Genomic DNA, 18,443 nt, shown 5'->3' on the forward strand with positions numbered 1-18,443 from the left:
TCGCGGCGATGATCACGGCGCCCGTGACGACGACCCCGATGAGTATGCGGTGCGTGCGTGTCAGCTGCATCGCGGCCACCCGCGATCCCCTCCCGACACGCAGAATTGGGCAGGCGGCCTTTGCTGCCTGAGCTTCACGAACGGAGAGGCGACGTGGCGCAGCATCCGTGTCGAACCCGTAGAGGCTGGCCTGCTCCCGTTGAACACGGTGGCGGCGCCGACCACGGACTCGTCGCCCACTGGCGTCTCGCCCGTGAGGAGGCAGGGCAGCGGAATCGAGGCAGGCGACGCCGTCTGACAGGCGAAAGCCGCGTTCACCGTGCTCGGGGCTGTTCCGTTGCGCACACCGTGCAGACTCCGTCCCCAGCGGGATCGGCCCTGCGCGGCGTCGGTCCGGTGCACCGGGTACACGGCGGCCAGCCGAGGCAGGCCGGGCACAGCTCCGATCCAGGGGCTCTGCAGGGACTGCCGCAGCCAGTGCACTCGACCAACGCGCGGTAGGTGACGGCGTCGGGCACCGCGCGGCTCGCGGACGTCTGTCGCTCAGTCCGACCCACACCCCCGTCGACGAGGGGGCGGGAGGAGGCGTGGGGCGGCACCATGGCGCTCGCCGCCCTGAGGCGTGCTGCTACGACCGCCCCGACGGTAGTCCGGACCGGTATCGGCAGCGGACGCGAAGCGACTACGTGCTGCACCTGAGCTGCGGTCCACCCGGCATCGAGAAGTCCGTCTACGACCCGACCCTGGTCGTACAACACCTGCCCGGTCAAAAGAAGCTCGGGGTGCTCGACACCCACCGCGAGCAGAAGCTCGACTCCGCGCGCCGCCGCGGCGGGCTGGCCGCAGCTCCCCATCGGCGCAGGATCTTGCAGCTCCGGGAGTCGATCGCTGAGCGTGTTCGCTCTCTCGCGCGCCCCCTCGTCACGGAGGGGCGGAAGGACGAGTTGGCGGTTGTTGTGGAGAGTCTTCTTGGGGCTGGTGTTCTTTGTAGGCCGATCAGCCAAGCCTGGCCGGCCCAAGGCTGGATTCTCCGATCCAGGCTGCGACCTGCTGTTCTTCTGATTCTCCGCAGGGTCGCCTCCGAGCGCGTCGGCGTTCCCAGCGGTCGGAACGTCCGTGATGGAATAGACCACTTCCCCGAGAGTTCCGTCCGTCCTTCGCACCCTCTCCCGATTCAGGTAGCCAAAGCGCTCTAACTCCTTCAGACCGGCACTGACCGCGTCCCGCCCTTCACGTCCCAACTTCGCCAGGTCTCCCACCGACACCCGCCATCCCTCACGATGCGTCGAAATCAAACCGAAGATTCCCTTAGCCTTGAAGCTGATTCGACGGTCGCGAAAAAGCGCGTTCGCGATCTGCGTGAAATGATCTGCCGCCATCACGCCACGCCGGACGCCCACGCCATGCGCTTTCACGGCATCGCCCCCAAAAAACAGAACAGTCGAACAATCACAGACTCATCGGGCCACCCGAAGTGCCAGAACCACGCGCACGGGCGCACCGACACCACCTCGGGCAGCCCCCCTCCCACGAACGTCAGCCGTTCGAAGCCGGGCACGAAGACACCACCCGCCCCCCCTTCCAACCCAGCCACCGCACACCGCACCTGGGACATGGCCAGGTCTCCAGCAGTCCCGCAGAAACCGGTGGAACCCATAAGGAGGACCGCAGAGACGAACCCACCCTCACAGACACAGCTCCGGCCCCCGGCGCACGGATGGAACGACGGCATGACAGGCCAGAGAAATACACCCAAGCAACTCTCACGCGAAGAGAATCGAAAGCGCCTGCCGGGCATGTCACGCCGGGCTGCCAGCTGCAATGCCCGCAACGCACAACTTGAGCAGAACGAACCACCACCCCGATCACAAAGAGCCGAGGAAGACACCCTCCGGCCCGCGTGCCACAGATCTGCCCATCGAACGTCCGAACACCGTAGACACACCGACCAGAACCCAGCCACCACGCCAGTGCACAAATCCCACACGATCACCTTTAGGACGTGCACACCGCCCCCACACCCCAGGGAACGAGAAAACCCTCACCGCGCCACCCAAGCGATTGCTGCACCTGGCGACTCAGGAACCGCCTACCAGACGCGGGCACAAGGTGTCCACGCTGGCCGACCAACCGCTACAGCGGGATACCGACGGAATCTTCGACACACTCCCCCGGTGCCATGGACCCAAGACAATCGCCGACATCGACAGACGGCCCGAGCCCTCGACCTAGTACTGCAACGGTTCTTTTCGTGACTGTCGGCCAGTGCGGTCGTTGGTCAGGTCCTGGCTGGCTACCTTCGTGATGCCAGGATGTGGGCGACTGAACTGGATGCGGTGCACGAGCGGTCCGTGCACCGGCCTTCCAGTCCAGAGCCGCTGGAGTCCGCGTTGGCCTATATGCGGGGACTGGTCGCTCCGCTGGAACACAAGAACGCCTGGACACTGGCCGAACAGGCAGGTCACGCGGCTCCGGACCATGTCCACCGGCTGCTGAACCGGATCGGCTGGGCAGCTCACGGACATTTCCCGCGCGACGCCTTCAGCTTCCGTGGTTTCCGGCAGGAGGTGTGGTCGGTGAGATGACCGCGTCGCGTTCAAGGCAGCGGCGCAGCCGGCCCTCCCCCGCCTGCACTGCGCTCATCAGGTCACTGCGCAGGGGTTCCGGTATGGTCCCGGTGCCGAGACCTGCGGTGCGGACCAGGCTGGTCAGGGCCTGGCGCTGGCCAACTCTCATCGCACGTCGAAGCTGCGGGTGGGTGAGCGCGTCCCGGGCCGCGTAGGCGTCGGCGTGAGCCATGGCAAGGATGTCCGCCTGCAGCAGGGGAATCCGCTCATCCCGGTGGGATGCTGCCAGGGTCTGCGCGGTGATGCTGGCCCGGGTCCGAAAGACGATCGTGCCGGGGGCGGACTGCTGCTGCAAGGCGCGCACGGCGGTGAGCATGTCGCCTATGCGCGCCACCGGTACGGAACCGGCGTCTCGGTACGCGACGCGCAGCAGGCTCTGGACGGCTTCTTCCCAGGGCTCGGCTAGCCGGCTGTTCTCGATCAGTACGGTCGCCTCGTCGTGCTGTCCGTTCTGGGCGAGGGCGAGGATGGTGATCTGGCGGCCGTCGAGGAGCCGGGTGCCGACGCCGCGGTGGACGGCTGCCGCTGCGGCGGCTTCGCGCCAGCGGCCGGCCTGAGTCAGGGCGCGGGTGCCGTCGGCGAGAAGCGCCGCCCACACCAGGGTGCAGACGGCCTTATGGCCATCGGCGGAGTTGGTAAGCATGTGCAGGTTCACGCTGCGTCCGGCGATCTCGGTGGAGGTGCGGGCACGGGCGGCGCGGAAGAGGGCGTCGAGCATGGCGTGGGCGCTGGTGCCGTCGCCTTCGCGGATGAGTTGCCGGGCGATGTTGAGGAGCGGCTGGAGAGCGAGTTTCACCGCCCAGGCGGGCAGCGGCCGTGCCTGGTCGAACACCTTGTACTGGGACCAGCACAGCTGGCGGGCGAGGTCGGGGAGGGCGCAGTCGGAGGCGATGAGCGCGGCCTTGTTGCAGACCTCGGCGGCGCGGACGGCCTGCTGGTGGATGTCGCCAGCGGCGGGCTGCGCGGCCAGGTCCGTCAGCTGGCGGACCCGGGCCGCGAGAGGGAGCGCGTGCGGGCGGGGCCGCTGGACGAGCGGGAACCAGGCCAGGAGCCGGTCGTTCATGCCGCGGCTCCTGGCGCGCTTGGGTCCTCGCTGGTCGGGTCGGGACCGAAGACGACGGCTTTGGCGCCTGCGGCGAGGATGGCCTGGGCCGCGTGCGGGAGCCCGAGCCGGTTGAAAGCGAAGATGACATGGTGCGCCAAGACCTCACGCAGTCCGCGGTGCAGCCGGCCGGCGGCGGCGAGGGCGGCGAGCTCGCGGCCGGTGGTGGTGAAGGCGTGCGGCCAGGCGGCGGGGACGTTGAACGGGGCGTCTTCGCGGGTGAGCTGGGCGATGTCCGCGATCATCAGATGGCGCAGACCGTCGCGCAGCGTTTTCAGGCGGTCGGCGGGCTGAGGCCGGGGAGGGTCGCGGTGGTCGGCCACGCGTGCCCAGACATCGCCCTGCTCGTACCAGTCGAGGCCTGCGGCGCGGAGCAGCGCGGTGCACAGCAGGATCGACAGCTCGCGGCGGCGCGGCCGGTCGGGGTGGCGGGTGAGGTGGTCGATCAGGTGGCGGCTGTCGAGGTGGAAGAGCCGGTGGGCGCAGGTCATGGCCTCCGGTCCGCCGAAGGCGTGGGTTTCCGGCTCGTAGATCACCGGGGTGACGGCGGTGATGTGCTGGGCGTGCTGGAGGGGGCCGAGGGCTTTGAGGATGTGGGTCTCGGCCGTGGGCTGGTCGCCGGGTGGCTGGTAGCGGATGCGCCAGTGGGGGGCTTTGCGGAGGAAGAACCACGGGCCGATGAGGCGGGCGGCCTCGGCGGTGGCCAGGATCGGGGCAAGGCGGGTGAGGGCTGTGCGCTCGGCGCTGTCCCAGTCGGGGAAGGCGATTGTGATCTGCCGCCAGGGGGTGTCCATACGGGTTCGGCTCCGTCTCGTCTATGCCAGGAGGAGGAAGGTGTCCCAGCCCGATTCCGGGGGCGTGTCGGTGCCGAGGGTGTGCAGGGCGAGCGCGCTGCCGGCGGTGCCGTCCAGGAGTTCGGGGTCGCGCTGCGTGAGGCGGGTGATCTGGCGGGTGAGCCGGTCGGTCAGGCGGGGCAGTTCGGCGGTGAGGGCGGGCGTGGTCGCGTCGGTGGCCATGCGACAGGCGGCCTGGAGCAGTCCGGCGGTTCCGTGGCAGAGCCCGGTCTCGGTGAGCATGTTCAGCTGGGCCGGGTCCTGGAGGGTGGCGAGCATGGCGTGCTCGGCGGTCTGCTGGCGGGCGCCGTCGCCCAGGGCCATGCCGGCGAGTTGCTGGGCGCGGGCGGTGCCGGCGATGCCGTAGCACCACGAGGGCCTCGGCCGCAGCGCCGGATCGACCTGGTGGCGCCGGGCCTGGTCGAGGGTGATGAGGCCGGGCCACCAGAAGCCGGTGGCGTCGTGCTGCAGCCACCGATCCGTCCAGGCGCAGATCCGTTCCACCGCCTCGTGCGTGCCGGGGACGGCCGGGCCGTCGAGAAGGGTCAGGGAGAGCAGAGCGAGGACAGAGCCGATGCCGTGCGCCATGCCGAAGTTCCCGTGGCCACCCGGATAGTCGGGGCTGACCTCGCCGTCGGGCGCCACACCGGTCCACCACGCCGGGAGGCCGTGCTCCGGGGGACGGGGTCCGGTCAGGCGTACCAGGTAGGCGAGGACCTCGGCGGTGATCGGGTGGTCTGGGTGACGTTTGAGGTGGTATGCGCCCAGCCCTGCCAGCCCGCGGATCACGTCGAACTCCTTCATCGCCGGGGCTTCGCCGCTCTCGATGCGGGCGTGGGCCTGGGCTAGGCGCCGGCGGGTGACGGTGATCGTGGCGTCGTCCAGTTTCTTCAGGGCACGCTGGTACCGGCTGGAGTCCCCTGCGGCGGCGTTCATGGCGAACGCCAGGGCCGGGGCTCCCATGTAGAGGCTGGCGTTCGCGGCGGCGGTCAGGTCGCCGTGGGCGGCCGAGGCCAGCCAGTTGTGCACGGTGTCCCAGTCGCCCCGGCCGCAGTGGGCGCGCTCGATGTGGAGCAGGGCGATGCCCGCGGCGCCGCCCGCCAGGGACTGTGGCCACGCCCTTCCGCGCGGCGGCGCCGCATTCCAGGCGGTGCGCGGGTCGGACAGCTCTGTGGCCAGCGTATCGGCCAGGGCCAGCGCCTGCGGTATCGGCCTCACGGCGTTCTTCCCTCTCTGCGGGCGGTCCAGCTGAGGGCCGCGGCGCGGGCCAGGTGCACGCAGCGGCGTTCGGCCTCCATGTCGAGGCCGGCCATGCGGGTGTGGTGCAGGTGCAGCAGCTCCGGCAGCACGACGGTCGCTGTGCCTCCTCCCGCCTTCGCGAGGGCGCGGCGGTAGGCGGCCAGCGCGTCGCGCCGCCTCGTCCACCGGGCGATGACCTCCCCGCCCCCGGGCTGGCGGGCCAGGGCGGTGCGGTCGTGGGGGTTGGCCAGGGTGATCGCCTGGTCGTACAGGCCGCGGTCGGGTGCCGTGCCAGTGGTGCGGGAGCAGTCGATGAGCCACCGCATGGCCTCGCCCGGGTCGCCGATCAGGCCGATGGCCACATCGAGCATGCTGGCTGCGATCAGGGCCCGCTGGTCGGGCCCGTCCTGGGCCGCGCAGGCGGCCCGTTGCGCGGCGGCGGTCATCGAGTCCGCCTCGAAGTACGCCTCGGCGGCCTCCCACGCCTGGGGGCCTCCGAAGCGGGCGGTCTCGGAGAAGTCGGTGTCCCACTGCACCCGGGCCAGGAGCCCGGCCAGGCGCAGCCGCGCCGTCCAGGTGCCGATCGCCGCGGCGGCGTCGGCGGCCTGGCCGTCGGGGACGGTCAGACGCAGCCGCAGGTGATCGTCGGGGTCGCGGTAGGGCAGGAACCACCACCGCGCCTCGTCGCCCAGCCGGTGGAGCAGGTGGGGCAGATGACGGGTGAGGATGCTGGTGTGGCGGTCTGGGTGTGCGTAGAGCTTGATGAAGAACCGCCCGTCGCAGCCGGGCAGGCGGCCCGGCTCGCGCGCCGCCGCCAGGCCGGCGTGCAGCCAGTGCGGTGCCTTGACGGGGCTGTTGGCGGTGGTGAGGGGGATGACGACTTCGTGGCGGCGGCCGTCGATCCAGCCCGCGTCTGCGGCACTCTCGGCACGCAGAACCGCCGTACCGTCCCGCCGAAGCTGGGTGTGCAGCAGGGCCCGGTGCGAGGGTTCGGCCAGGTCTATGCGGAGGCGCTGGTCGCCGTCGCCCAGGTAGACGGTGCTCGGCACTGCGGCCAGCTCGCGCCATGCGGACAGGGACCGCTCCCACTGCCCCCAGTCGGCTGCGGGGTCGGCGAGGCCGGCGGCGGTGAGCCGCCACCGGGCCGGGGACAGGATCGTGCGCCCGTAGCGCAGCGCTGGCAGGAACGGCAGGCTGGCGGCTGCTCCCCAGTCGAAGGTGGTGCACGGGACGCTCAGCGCGTTGGTGGCTTCGGTGAGGAACCGCACCAGCGGATGGGTGCGGCGGGTCGGCTCCACCGCGTTCATGGTCACGAACTGAAGCGGCCGGCGCCGCGAGATCGACATCAGGCACAGGCGGTGGGCGTCCGCGGTGACGGCGACGTCCTCCACGGGCACCAGATCCGTGTCGCCGGGGTCGTGGCACTCGCCGAGGCGGAAGGCGGCGGTCATCACCTGAGGGGTCCGGGCGACGTTCTCGGTGCTGACGTACAGCGGGGGCGCACATGCCTGGACGTTCAGCGCATTCTCGGTCGCGGTGGACGCCGCCGCGTACGCCGCCGCCATCCGCTTGCGGTCGCAGGCGTCGAGCAGGCTCAGGAACCTGCCGGTCGTCGTCCCGGCGGACCGCGACACCCCCACGACCGCCAGCGTGAACTCCCCGGAATCCAGGGCCCGTACGCCGCGGGCCCCCATGCGTACTGTCAGTTCCGTCGTCGGCTGGATGCGTATCTCCGGGCCGGTCTTCTCGGCGAGGTCGGTGACCATGGCGTCGTCCAGCACGATCTCGTGGCAGCGGCGCAGGGCCGCGTTCTGCGCGAGCGTCAGGAGCTTGGTGTCCCGCTCGCTCAAGACGGCGGAGGGCGCGGCCGGTGGGCCGCCGAGGAAGCCGGCTGGGTAGCCCAGGCCCGTGTCGCTGTCCACCGCCTCAAGGAGCGGCACCACGGCGCGCGGGCCGTAGCGTTCCAGGAAGCGGCCGTGCCAGGCAACCCAGCCGTGGGACAGTGCGGGGCGGCCCGAGAGGCGGACGAGAGCGCTGGCCGCCCGCGCGGCCTCGGCCGCGACCGCGGCGGGGAGTGTCACGTCTGCGTCCAGGCGCAGATCGACCGACAGCACCGGCCCGGCCACCGGGCTGACGTCGCGCATCACCGCAGTGATGTCGGCGCGTTCGGCCTGGGCGGTCGACGGGTCGGTGGCGGTGTTGTGCCGTGCCAGCGCGCGGGTGATCTCGCGCAGTTTCCCCGTCGGCTCGGCCGCTGCGGAGGCGCCCTCGGCGGCGAGGACGGTCAGCACATGGGCGAGCGGGTCCGTCGCCGTCATCGGCGGGCGGAGGTTCGTGACCAGAAGCCGCTGGGCGATCAGGCCCGCCAGGAGCCGGCTGACGGTGGGTGCGGGGACGTGGGGGAAGTCGGCGGCCAGTTCGGCCGCGAGCTCCGCGGTGCGGATGAAGACGCGGGCCGCGTCCAGCGCCGCCTTGACGGGTGTGGTGAGGCGGACCTGCACCCGCTCGGGGGTGCCGCCGCCGCTGCCCGCGGGGCGGTGTTCCAGCACCACATGACCGTCCCGCTCCACCGCGAGCGGATGAGCCTGGACCGTTAAGCGGGGCTGGATTACCCGGTCGGCTTCCAGTCGTTCGATCACCGTCGCCAGCCAGGTGGCATCCGGCCTGGCGACGGCCTGGTGACCGGTGCCGATGCGGGCTGCCGACGCGCCGTCAATGCGGGCCGGCCCCACTCCGGCGAAGAGGCCGAAGGGGGTAGCCCGGCTCGAGGCGCGCAGCACATAGCGCAGGAGGGCGACCACCGCTTTGCGGATGGCCGGCTCGGGCAGCTGGCGCCCCTGACAGATCTGCTGGACGCGGTGTGCCAGCACCGGGCTGGCCTGCTCCACAGCGGCGGCGAAGCCGGGGACTTGCAGGGTCTCCTCCAGCCACGGCCGCCAAGATGCCGGGCCGTCGCCGTCGCCGGTCAGGTCGGGCCAGGACCGGATGCGGCGATCCGGTGGCCAGGCCGCCGCACGCAGCATGGCCGCATCGATGGACTCGTACACCAGCCACCCCTCGTATCGCCGCGTGGCGCCGGCCGCGAGCGCGGCCGGACACCACGGGTCTCTGACGCCGGACGGCCTACGGGCAGGTCGTCGAGCAGGCGGACTCGCAGGTCTGGCCGCAGCCGTCGTCGGTCATCTGGATGAGCCGGTCGGCCTCGGGGCCGGACTCGACGATGGAGACATCCAGGTCCCAGTCGTCGACGCTCCCCTCCAGGCCCTCCGCTGCCGCGGGGACGGTAGCCACTGCTTCCTCGGACTGCACGGACACAACAACCTCCATGAGAGTCGGGTGGTGCACACAGCCCCATCCCAGGCGATCTGCCAGGGGCGGGGAGCCTATGACCAGGAGACTTCGACGGCGCCGAGCCGCTTCGCCACGACCCGCTCGGACGGCTCGGCCACTCCCTCGGGCATCGGCACGTACCGGATGCGGGCGGCGCCGCGCCGCCGGTGATCGGTCGCCCACCGCCGCAGCAGTTCCGCGTACCGGGCGGCGACGGTCTCCGCCTCGGGCCCGTGAGCGAACACCCCGCTCTCGAAGCCGCCGGTCTCCTCGTTGGGCCGCTTGGTCCGGTACGCGAAGCTGCCGCCGGCCACCAGAGCCGGGACACCGCGCGTCACCGACGGCGCGAGCACGCCCTGGTCGACCAGGTCCTTGCTGCCGTGCAGCGTCACCATCTGGGGCGTGCTGGTCGCCAGGAACAGCTCCAGCTCGTCGGGCATGTCGAACGCGGCACCGGACCAGACCTCCAGCCGCGGCGCGTGCACAGCGGCGGCCAGGGCCTCGGCGTCGAACTCCTGCCGCTGGTCGTCGACCTGAAGAGCGACCCCGTCCGTGACCGGGAGGAGCCGCTCGGTGTAGGCGCCGCTGCCCTGCATCGGCACGAAGCCGCACAGCCGGTAGCTGGCGCTGACGAGGTCCTTGCCGTCGTGGTCGAACGCGAAGGAGCGGGTGATCCCCCGCATGCGCAGGGGGACGACGATCCTGCCCCGTTCGGACATCTGCTCCCGCCACGCCGGCGGGATGTCCCATGCTCCCGCTGTGACGATGATCCGGTCGAACGGCGCGTGCTCGGGCACACCGCCGTCGGCGTCGGCCAGCACCACCTGGACCCGGCCGTAGCCGGCCGCGTCCAGGCAGGCGCGGGCTCGTTCCACGATCTCCGCGTCGATGTCGGCGGTGACCACCGTGCCCGCCTCCCCGACGAGCTCGGCGATCAGGGCGGCGTTGTAGCCGCCGGAGCCCACTTCGAGCACGCGCATCCCCGGCTCGATCTCGGCCTGCTCCAGCATCACCGCCTGGATGTGCGTGGCCGACAGCGAGCTCAGCGCGTGGCCCTGCTCGTCGCGCTTGATCACCAGGGCCTTGTCAGCGGCATACGCCGCCTCCAGCGGCTCCCCCGTCGCGAACAGGTGCCGGGGCACCGTCGCGACAGCCTTCGCGACCGCCTCGGACTGGAACACGCCCATCTCGTGCAGCTCGCTCACCATGGCCGCGCGGAGCGAGGCCGCCTCATCGGTTTCTCGGACCGTAGTCATGACATCACCCTAGACATCTGTGATCGCGTTACGGGGACGGTTGGAAGAGCCGGATCCCCACTCGTATGGGGCGGCAAGTCCACGAAAGTTGACGCTGCTGTCGAGCGCGGCTGGTGGTGCCGGCCCGTCCCGCCCGGGCCACTGCTCTCCGGGCGGGACGGGACGGTGGTGCAGCCCACGCCGTAGCACGCGGGCTTCGCCGCCCTCGGGGGTAAGGCGGCATGAGCCGGTCCGCTGTCCTTCTTCGCGGGAACCGGACCGGCGTCCGGGGAGTCCTCGGCGGGCGGGGCGTCGAGGGCGACTGTCTCACTCGCTGAGTGCGGGGTCTGGCCGGCGACGATGACGCCGAAACCGAGCAGGTTCGCCGTGAGCAGGACGATCCCGGCGAACACGCCGTCCCCGTCCGGCCTCGGCGGCTTCGGCAGGCGGTGGCGGGCGCTCATTCCTCCACCGCCGCTGCGTCAGCCGGCGTGAGCAGCTCGGTCTCGCGGACGAGGGACTGACGCTCGGTGCCGTTCTCCAGCCGTGCCCACATCAAGGCGCGGTCCGCGTCCACCCCGGCATAGCCGCTGCCGAGCTGGACCACGGTGCCCTCGAACTCCTCCGGCTCCTCCCGGCCCCGCCGCTCGGGCGGCACGTAGGAGGCGCCGCGTACGCGGTCACCGATCCGGAAGGGCGCCGTCTCCTGCCCGCTCACACCGCATCGCCTCCAGCCGCGGCCGGGGCCGGGGTGCCGACGCGCTCCAGGTCGAGGTAGACCTCGAAGTCCTCAGCACTCCACCCGGCCGGCAGGCCGTGGGCCGCGCGGAAGGCGGCGGCCTCAGCGGCTATCGGGGCCGTGGGCTTCCTGCCCGTCAGGCACGGGTGCGTCGTCGGTTCGATGGAGCTGGAGCGCAAGGACATGCCGCCTCCGAGGGGGTAAGCCGCAGCGGGGTGAGTGACCTGCCCCGCTGCGGCAAGGGCGCGGGGCAGGCAGACCTCCTTCGTGCCCGCCGGTGTCCAACTTCCGGAATCCGGGGACCCATTCACCGTGGCCGCAGGCATAGTGGGTCCGCAAGTGAAACCGCACCGAAAACGTCGCTGCGAGGAAAGTGGCACATGCCAGGGCAAGCGCATCGCTGTTTCAGCGGGCGCGTGCCGTGCCACACTCCGCACATCGCAGCGGCAGCGGACACATACGCCGGGGAGGCAAGCGGGTGCCAGCACGAGCCAGACCAACAGCACGGCGCATCGAACTGGGCTACGAGCTGAGAGAGCTGCGCAAGCGGGCCGACCTCACCCTGGAACAGGCCGTCCACGGACTGCCGTTGTCGGACACCAAGCTCTACCGGGTCGAGACCGGGCTTCAGGACCTGCGCAACGCAGGCGATCTGCGCAGACTCCTCGGCCGCTACGGCGTCACCGAGGAAGAGGACATCGAGCGGCTGCTGGCGGTCCAGCGCGCGGCCTCCAGCCGCGAGTGGTGGACCCAGTTCAAAGGATCGATGCCCTCGGGCATGCCGCGCTTCATCGGCATCGAGTCCGCCGCCGTCGAGATACAGGCGTTCCACCCCGTCGTGGTCCTCGGGCTGCTGCAGACCGAGCGCTACGCACGGTCCCTGTACGAGATCGCCAAACAGGTGGAGGACACCACCAACGAGTTCATCGATCAGGGCGTCACACTGCGGATGAAGCGCAAGGAGTACCTCACCCGCGACGAGGAGCGCGGCAGGCTGTGGGCGATCCTGTACGAGCCAGCCCTGCGCTACCTCGTCGGCGGCCGCGACGTGATGCGCGAGCAGTACGACGAGATCACTCGGCTGGCCGCGATCGACAACGTGACCGTCCAGGTCCTCCCGCACACCGTGCGCGGGTACGTCGCGGTGAACGACTTCAGCATCCTTCACCTCGGCGACACGCTGCCGACCACGGTCCAGGTGGACAACGCGTGGGGCGCCTCGTCGGTCTCCGACACCCCGCGCGAAGTCGCGAAGTTCTCGCGGAAGTTCAACGCCCTGGTGGCGTCGTCCCTCCCGCCCGAGGACACCCCGAAGTTCCTGCACCAACTATCGCGAGAGATCACGGAATGACCACACACACCCGCACGCACAAAGCACCCGACCTGGACGGTGTGGCCACCTGGTTCAAGTCCTCCTACAGCAGCGGCTCCGGCAACAACTGCGTGGAGGTCGCCGACCTGACCCACACCGCTCACCGCGCGGTCGCCATCCGCGACTCGAAGAACCCAAGCGGCCCCGTCCTGCTGATCGAGCCCGAGCGCTTCGCCGCCCTCGTCGACGGCGTACGCGACGGCCGCCTCACCGCCTGAACAGTCCGTCCGAACGGGCCGGTCCGAGGGAGTCGAGTGCGCTCGGACCGGCAGGTGGGCCACACCTACCCCTGCCGCATCCCCCGCAACCCTGAGCGCTGCGGGCGGTGCCGACTGTCAGACCCCGCGTCAGGATGGTGTCCACGAACGGCCTCACCAGCCCCGACCAGTGGCAGATCCCGGCATGGTCCGACGCCGTCGGACCATGCCGGGCCACCCTTCTCCACCCCTCCACCACGACCTGCCCGACGACATCATTAAGTACCCGGAAGCCGGCCTGAACAAAAACCTCAGCGAGAGCAGTCCACTCGTTGAACACGGCTGGCAGTAGCGCGAGTTCTGGCGGGACGCACACGCGTCTAGCCAGAACACCCGGAGCTATGCGGAGGACGAAGCAAGGCGCTGCAGAAGCCTGTGAACGACGCGCTGATCATTCTGGAGCGCGACGGAGTCCTGTGCCTCGCCGAGCGGCAGGGCACCGGCTACGCCGACGGGATGCTGAATCTGCACTCCGGGAAGCAGGACCCGGACAAGCATGTGTTCGACCCTGCGATCAGAGATCGTTCGAGGAGACGGGCGTCAAGGTCAATCGCGACGCCCTGCGGATCGTCCATGTCATGCACTTTCGCAACCCAGAAGGGAAGCCCCAGGTCGGCTGGTTCTTCGCCGCCCGCCGCCGGTTCCACGACTGCGTCGTCCCCACCCTTGATCGGTACACGAGCAGCACGGCGCGACACCGCCGCGACGGATACTCCGGCAGCGCACATTTGACCGCGCACGCCCCCAGACGCTGCCTTCCCCCGCGGCAGCACCGGACTGCTCGGCGACCACACAGATGCCGAGCAGACCGGCTCCCCCTCGCCCTGCGTGGTCCGAAGAACGGCGGATCTGCGACCCGGCTTGGTAGACAGCGCTGGCGGGGTGTTCCCCTCGCCCGGTTCCGTACGTCGTCGACCGCGATGGTCTCGTACGGGCAGGCGGCAGCCATCAGCGTGTCGAGCCGGGAGGTCACGAGCGCGGAGTCGGACGCGGGCGGCATCGTCGAGCGCCTGGTGGGACGCCTCGGCACCCTGCTCGGCTTCGCCCTGGTCGAAACAGTACGGCGGCCGGGCACGCGGTCCGTCCATTCCGCGGGCGTGCTCGAAGCCGGGCCGCCCGCCGCCCGGGCTCTTGGCGCGGGCTCACTTGGTGTGCGCGATGATCCCGGCGACAGCCCATACGGCCCAGAGGGCGGGGATGAGCGCTATGTAGGCCAGCGGGCGTTGGACGACGGGCTTGCCCTCGTCGAGTTGCTGCCGGTGCGCGTCCGGCTCCGGCCGGGGGAGCCTGCCGAGCCTGATGTGGGCGATCAGATTCGAGATCAGCGCGAACGGGGCGAAGAGGGCGAGAGAGAACGGGCTCCACCAGCCCTGCCACAACGTGCTGGTGGTCATCGACCGGATGAGGGCCCGGCCGCAGGTGCGGCAGAACGGGCCGTCCATCTTGCGGAACTTCATGAGGAATATGAGGGCCTGGTGCGCACGGACGGCGAGGTCCAGAGCGGGCTGTGCGCCGCAGACCCGGCACCCGAGGCCGAGCGGCGGCGCGGAGGGCAGCCGCTCGCCGTACGCGTAGTCGGCCTGCCCCGACCCGAGACCACCCGGCTCCGCGGTGCCCGGATGCCCTCCCGGCGCCGCATAGGGGTTGCCGTGGGACGGGAGCGAAGCGCCGTGGTTCGTCGGCGGAGCTGTCATGAGCGGGCCTCCATGGTGTTCGTCGATCGTGGTTCTGTGGTCGGACGGAAGTCGTCCTCGAAGGACGGGTGTTGAGAGAAGGCGCCGGCTGCCACGCATCGGAGCACCCAGCCCAGTGTGTCGATCTGGCCGGTGAAGTAGTCGCAGTTCATGTCAGCCGCACGCTCGTGCTTCTCCTCGAACTCGGTCAGCAGAGTATCGAGGACGTCGGCCAACGCCCTCTCCACGGCGGCACTGCCGTCGGCTTCGAGGCCTGTTATGCATCGTCGGAGGAAGGCGGCGAGCATCCGGTCGCGTTCCAGGAGGGCGCGGGGGTCGGCGGCTGCAGGGATGAACTTCAGTGCGCTCATGCACGTCCTTGCCTTCCCGGCGGCAGGCCGCCTGTTGACGCTGTCGGCTCGTGCTGTTCAGGGGGTTGCCTGGCGGGGTGTGTAGAGGCCGAGGGTCTCGACGGTCCGGATAACGCGGCAGTCGTCGTTGATGGCGCGTGTGCCGTCGGCTACCAGGAGGAGCCGCCCGGCCGCCGCGCCTGCTGTCACCGGGGCTCCGGGGCGCAGCGGGCTGGTGGCGGCGACGGTCGGCAGGGTGGTGATGAGGCGGAGCAGCTTGGCGTCCAGGGCGCCGTCATGCGGGGGGATGAGGGTGATCTCGGTGATGCGGGCGCGGCGGGTCGTGGGGTTGGGCGGGGCGAAGCCGCCTGTCGCGAGGATGTGGGCGGTGTCGCGGACGGGGTCGTGGCCGGTCGCGTGGCGCAGCACGTCAGCTGCGAAGGCGGTGTGGGGGGCGGTGCTCAAGGAGAGGAGCGCGGGGCCGCGGTCCGGGATGAACGTCAGTTGAGTTAGGGCGGGTCCGTGCTGGACGCCGAGGGCGGTCAGTGCACGTGCCAGATAGAGGGACAGCGCGCGGGCCAGCAGGCCGTTGCTGTTCATGAGGTCGGCGCGGTAGGGCTGCAGGGTGTCGGTGTGGGTGTCGGACCAGATGGCGGTGATGGTGTGCGTGGGTTCAGTGCCGGGTGCGGGTCGGCTGACGGTGTGGACGCGGTAGCGGGTGCCGGGCAGGTGTTCCTGGAGGACGAGGGGGCCGGGTGTGCCGGCGCGGGCGTTGCGCTGCCAGGCGGAGCGGATCTCGCTGTGCGTGCTGCACAGGCGTCCGGGCGCACGTGTGGCGTCGGCGTGGCGGAGTACGGTCTGCGGCAGTCGGCAGAACGCGGCCCAGGCCAGGGCTTGGCTCAGGCGGGTGGTGCGGATGCTGCGCGGTGCGGTGATCCCGGCGTCGGCGAGGGCTGCGGCCGTCCATCCGACGTCGCTGCGTATGTCGGAGGTGGCGGGCTCGTTTCCCGGCAGGCGCAGACTGTGCGCGAGCTGGTCGGCGAGCGAGGCTCCGGCGGCTGATCCGGCGATGACCGCGCTGACGCCCAGGGCGCGCAGTGCTCTGGTGGTCCGGCGGACGCTGCCGTGGTGCGCGACGTTCAGGGCGTACGGCGGGAGGTTCGCGCCTGAGGGGGCGGGGGCTTCGCACAGGGTGACGGCGATGCAGCTCCAGCCGTGCCGGGCGAGCGCCGGCACGTACTGGTCGCCGGCTGTGCTGGGGGCGATGACGGCGGCAATCCCGTTGTGGGCTGGGGGCGGGCCGGGCGTGGCGGGGGCAGTGAGGGCGAGGGCCATGGGGGCGGTTCCTGGTCGGTGGTCGGTCACGGCGTGCGCGTCGAATCTGCAGTCGTCGAGCGGCGGTTGATCAGGGGGAGGAGCGGCAGGCACAGCACGGCGCCGAGCAGTCCGGCCGTGAGGGCGGTCAGGGCAGCCAGTGCGTCGCCGCCGGTCGTGAGGGACCAGGTGGCCAGGACGGGCGCGAGGATGACTGCGCCGGCCAGTGTCGCGCCCCAGATTCCGGCGTACATGCCCCGGGAGTGCTCGGGCGCGATGCGCGTGAGGACGTCGGAAGCCGCCACGAAGAAGACGACCTCGCCGGGGACTGCGATCGAGACGGCGAGGCTGTAGCCCCACGTCGTGTCGGCCAGCCCGGCGATCCCCATTCCGGTGCCGAGGAGGAGCGAGCTGACGGCCAGCATGCCGATCATCGGGTGCTCGGCGCCGCTGCGCCGGCTGAGCCATGGGGTCAGGACGGGCGTGATCGCAAGGACGACGGCTGCGTTGGCGCCATGGGTCCATCCGTACGCTGCCGGGCCCAGGCCGTCGTCGGCCATGAGCATCGGAAGGCCCGTGAACATTGTCGCGGCGCAGGTGAGGGACAGGAGACTGGCCAGCCACAGGAGCCACAGGCGCCGGTCGCGCACGACCACCCGCCAGCGGGACCCTTCCGTTCGTGCGTTCTGCTCGGGGGCTGCGTCGTCCTCCATGCAGCGAAGCGCGATGAGGCCGAAGACGGCGCAGGCTGCCGCGTTGAGGAGGAACAGCGCGGGGATGCCCGTCTCTCCCGCGAGTATGCCGCCGGCGGCGCCGGTGAAGGCAGCGCCGACGTTCACAGCCCCGTGGCGCCAGCCGTTCGCCTCCGTGCGCCGGGACTCGTCGGGTATCAGGTCAGCGATGCAGGCGGACACGATGGGCCGGGGCGCGTCGTAGACGATGCCGGCGATCAGTGCCGCGGCGCAGACAGTCCAGAACGAGGTGGCCTGGGCGAGCAGGGGCAGGGTCGCCGCGGCGATCACCATGGCTGCGAGCAGCGTGCGGCGCCGTCCGATCCGGTCTGCTGCCCATCCGCACGCCAGCTGTCCAAGGGCCCAGCCGATTCCGAAGACGGCCAGGACCTGGCCGATTGCCTGTGTGGTGAAGCCGATTCCGTCGAGGTGATAGCTCAGAAAGGGGTAGGCGAAGCCGAGCCCGCGGACCACGAGAGTTCCGGCCAGCAGTGCCCAGATCGCGGCAGGCCAGCGTCGGTCGGTTTCAGCGGCTGGTGCGGATAAGGCAGTGGCTGGGGGCGTGGGAAGAGCAGTGCTCGACACAAGCGCTTCAGGCGCGCGGCTGTTGGTCGGCGCGTGCACTGTCGCGTCCGAAGGCGGAGGGGTGGGGGTGGTTTGGCGGACTTCACGAGAATCGCCGATTACCACTTGGGTCATGTCTGTCAGCTCTCAGCTCTCGGGATTGATGCGACGTCAACGGCCGCAGGGAGCAGCACGAGAGCACCCCGCGGCGCTGGTGGCCCGGTGGGGTGGAGAAAAGGAGGGCATGGCTCCGTGCGGCGGCCGTCTCGAAGGGGAAGCCGAGGGGAGCCGCTCAGTGCAGGTGGGCGGCCCCCCTTGGCCAGACCCGGTCGGGACGGGGGAAGTCCTCGACCGGGTGTCCAGCGGTGTGCCCCGGAAGGTGTGCCTCTGCTCTGGGGGTCGTGCGTCGGTGAGCGGCTAGTGCACCGTGCGGGTGCCGGTCAGCTCCCACTTCTTCTCGGGCTTGCCGTCGTCGGCGATGTCGAACCAGGCCGTGGCGTCTGCCGTCCAGTTCGTCGCCTTCGTCTTGACGAAGGCGACGCCGTACCCGCCGGCGTCGCCGCGGAAGGTCTTGGTGCCGTTCTCCGCGTTGTTGATGGCGTCGGCCAGGCTGTTCATCTCGCAGACGCTGGGAGAGCAGTTGTCGACGGCGGTGCGTCCGTGCTCTGCCCGGGAGAGGAAGTCGATGCTGTTGAAGCGCCTGCCGCCGGTGTAGAAGCTGGTGCCGTCCCAGGAGACCTTGCTCAGCCATGCCCGGTAGTAGCGGTATCCGCCGGAGACCCCGGCGCGCTTGAGGCAGATGGTGGCGGTCACCTTCACGTCGGGCTTCTGGGGGAGGTTGAACGTCTTGCTGGTGGTCGAGCACTGGGTGGCGGGGGCGGCCTGGGCGGGGGCGGCGGTCGCCAGGATGGTGCCGGTCACCGCGGTCGCAGCAAGGAGCGCGGTCACGGCGGATCGCCGGGTTGCAGACATGCGTGAGGAGCCTTTCCGTCAGGTAAGCCGTATTTAGGGCGCCGATGGGCGCACGAGAGCGCGGCACGGCTAGGGTGCTGCCCCGGGCGGCAGAGATGGGGGTGA

The 18,443-nt window shown here is 70.8% G+C and carries 16 protein-coding genes and 1 pseudogene; 4 read left to right on the forward strand and 13 right to left on the reverse strand.

Going from position 1 to position 18,443, the window contains the following annotated elements:
• Positions 1-298: hypothetical protein (locus AB0M39_RS21570; protein WP_365366783.1), on the forward strand; the 298-nt coding region annotated here is incomplete at its 5' end.
• A gap of 2,014 nt (positions 299-2,312) precedes the next feature.
• A pseudogene (locus tag AB0M39_RS21575) lies at positions 2,313-2,516 on the forward strand (IS701 family transposase); the annotation flags it as partial.
• A gap of 25 nt (positions 2,517-2,541) precedes the next feature.
• On the opposite strand, the gene AB0M39_RS21580 reads toward AB0M39_RS21575, so the two are convergent.
• The 8 genes from AB0M39_RS21580 to AB0M39_RS21615 form a co-directional block, all read right to left on the reverse strand.
• Positions 2,542-3,690, reverse strand: a complete 1,149-nt coding sequence (locus tag AB0M39_RS21580; RefSeq protein ID WP_365366677.1) for a hypothetical protein — start codon at positions 3,688-3,690, stop codon at positions 2,542-2,544.
• Entirely contained in the window at positions 3,687-4,523 is an 837-nt protein-coding gene (locus AB0M39_RS21585; protein ID WP_365366679.1) for a thiopeptide-type bacteriocin biosynthesis protein, read from the reverse strand. Before AB0M39_RS21585 ends, AB0M39_RS21580 begins: the two co-directional genes overlap by 4 nt.
• A gap of 21 nt (positions 4,524-4,544) precedes the next feature.
• Positions 4,545-5,780 (reverse strand): lanthionine synthetase C family protein, encoded by a 1,236-nt coding sequence (locus AB0M39_RS21590; protein ID WP_365366681.1) that lies wholly within the window; start codon positions 5,778-5,780, stop codon positions 4,545-4,547.
• Positions 5,777-8,848 carry a lantibiotic dehydratase gene (locus AB0M39_RS21595; RefSeq protein WP_365366683.1) on the reverse strand — a complete coding sequence of 1,024 codons (3,072 nt, stop codon included), beginning with the start codon at positions 8,846-8,848 and terminating at the stop codon, positions 5,777-5,779. Before AB0M39_RS21595 ends, AB0M39_RS21590 begins: the two co-directional genes overlap by 4 nt.
• A gap of 76 nt (positions 8,849-8,924) precedes the next feature.
• Positions 8,925-9,116, reverse strand: a complete 192-nt coding sequence (locus tag AB0M39_RS21600; protein ID WP_365366685.1) for an FxLD family lanthipeptide — start codon at positions 9,114-9,116, stop codon at positions 8,925-8,927.
• Positions 9,117-9,184: 68 nt separating this feature from the next.
• Positions 9,185-10,387 carry a methyltransferase, FxLD system gene (fxlM, locus tag AB0M39_RS21605; RefSeq protein ID WP_365366687.1) on the reverse strand — a complete coding sequence of 401 codons (1,203 nt, stop codon included), beginning with the start codon at positions 10,385-10,387 and terminating at the stop codon, positions 9,185-9,187.
• 439 nt (positions 10,388-10,826) lie between these two features.
• On the reverse strand, positions 10,827-11,084 hold the full coding sequence (locus tag AB0M39_RS21610) for a hypothetical protein (RefSeq protein ID WP_365366689.1): 258 nt from the start codon (positions 11,082-11,084) through the stop codon (positions 10,827-10,829).
• On the reverse strand, positions 11,081-11,290 hold the full coding sequence (locus AB0M39_RS21615; protein ID WP_365366691.1) for a hypothetical protein: 210 nt from the start codon (positions 11,288-11,290) through the stop codon (positions 11,081-11,083). The genes AB0M39_RS21610 and AB0M39_RS21615 overlap by 4 nt, the downstream gene beginning before the upstream one ends.
• Positions 11,291-11,583: 293 nt before the next feature.
• On the opposite strand from AB0M39_RS21615, the gene AB0M39_RS21620 reads away from it, so the two are divergent.
• Positions 11,584-12,456 carry a helix-turn-helix transcriptional regulator gene (locus tag AB0M39_RS21620; RefSeq protein WP_365366693.1) on the forward strand — a complete coding sequence of 291 codons (873 nt, stop codon included), beginning with the start codon at positions 11,584-11,586 and terminating at the stop codon, positions 12,454-12,456.
• Positions 12,453-12,695, forward strand: coding sequence for a DUF397 domain-containing protein (locus AB0M39_RS21625; protein ID WP_365366696.1), 243 nt, complete (start codon positions 12,453-12,455; stop codon positions 12,693-12,695). Before AB0M39_RS21620 ends, AB0M39_RS21625 begins: the two co-directional genes overlap by 4 nt.
• A gap of 1,181 nt (positions 12,696-13,876) precedes the next feature.
• Here AB0M39_RS21625 and AB0M39_RS21630 read toward each other — a convergent pair.
• From AB0M39_RS21630 to AB0M39_RS21650, 5 genes are all read right to left on the reverse strand, one after another.
• On the reverse strand, positions 13,877-14,428 hold the full coding sequence (locus AB0M39_RS21630; RefSeq protein WP_365366698.1) for a hypothetical protein: 552 nt from the start codon (positions 14,426-14,428) through the stop codon (positions 13,877-13,879).
• A complete protein-coding gene (locus tag AB0M39_RS21635) occupies positions 14,425-14,778 on the reverse strand; it encodes a hypothetical protein (protein WP_365366700.1) in 354 nt (117 codons plus the stop codon). Before AB0M39_RS21635 ends, AB0M39_RS21630 begins: the two co-directional genes overlap by 4 nt.
• Positions 14,779-14,835: 57 nt before the next feature.
• On the reverse strand, positions 14,836-16,092 hold the full coding sequence (locus AB0M39_RS21640) for a glutathione synthetase (RefSeq protein WP_365366702.1): 1,257 nt from the start codon (positions 16,090-16,092) through the stop codon (positions 14,836-14,838).
• Between the two features lie 26 nt (positions 16,093-16,118).
• Positions 16,119-17,501, reverse strand: a complete 1,383-nt coding sequence (locus AB0M39_RS21645; protein WP_365366704.1) for an MFS transporter — start codon at positions 17,499-17,501, stop codon at positions 16,119-16,121.
• A gap of 282 nt (positions 17,502-17,783) precedes the next feature.
• A complete protein-coding gene (locus tag AB0M39_RS21650) occupies positions 17,784-18,338 on the reverse strand; it encodes a hypothetical protein (protein ID WP_365366706.1) in 555 nt (184 codons plus the stop codon).
• Positions 18,339-18,443 lie beyond the last annotated feature (105 nt).

Origin of the sequence: Streptomyces sp. NPDC051907 (assembly GCF_040681075.1) — a bacterium.
GTDB lineage: Bacteria > Actinomycetota > Actinomycetes > Streptomycetales > Streptomycetaceae > Streptomyces.

What these genes read in the sequence shown, in the direction of transcription:
- AB0M39_RS21640 (WP_365366702.1), bottom strand. Translation starts at nt 16,092, where the DNA reads ATGGCCCTCGCCCTCACTGCCCCCGCCACGCCCGGCCCGCCCCCAGCC.
- AB0M39_RS21615 (WP_365366691.1), bottom strand. Translation starts at nt 11,290, where the DNA reads ATGTCCTTGCGCTCCAGCTCCATCGAACCGACGACGCACCCGTGCCTG.
- AB0M39_RS21580 (WP_365366677.1), bottom strand. Translation starts at nt 3,690, where the DNA reads ATGAACGACCGGCTCCTGGCCTGGTTCCCGCTCGTCCAGCGGCCCCGC.
- AB0M39_RS21650 (WP_365366706.1), bottom strand. Translation starts at nt 18,338, where the DNA reads ATGTCTGCAACCCGGCGATCCGCCGTGACCGCGCTCCTTGCTGCGACC.
- AB0M39_RS21585 (WP_365366679.1), bottom strand. Translation starts at nt 4,523, where the DNA reads ATGGACACCCCCTGGCGGCAGATCACAATCGCCTTCCCCGACTGGGAC.
- AB0M39_RS21625 (WP_365366696.1), top strand. Translation starts at nt 12,453, where the DNA reads ATGACCACACACACCCGCACGCACAAAGCACCCGACCTGGACGGTGTG.
- AB0M39_RS21630 (WP_365366698.1), bottom strand. Translation starts at nt 14,428, where the DNA reads ATGACAGCTCCGCCGACGAACCACGGCGCTTCGCTCCCGTCCCACGGC.
- fxlM (WP_365366687.1), bottom strand. Translation starts at nt 10,387, where the DNA reads ATGACTACGGTCCGAGAAACCGATGAGGCGGCCTCGCTCCGCGCGGCC.
- AB0M39_RS21635 (WP_365366700.1), bottom strand. Translation starts at nt 14,778, where the DNA reads ATGAGCGCACTGAAGTTCATCCCTGCAGCCGCCGACCCCCGCGCCCTC.
- AB0M39_RS21645 (WP_365366704.1), bottom strand. Translation starts at nt 17,501, where the DNA reads ATGACCCAAGTGGTAATCGGCGATTCTCGTGAAGTCCGCCAAACCACC.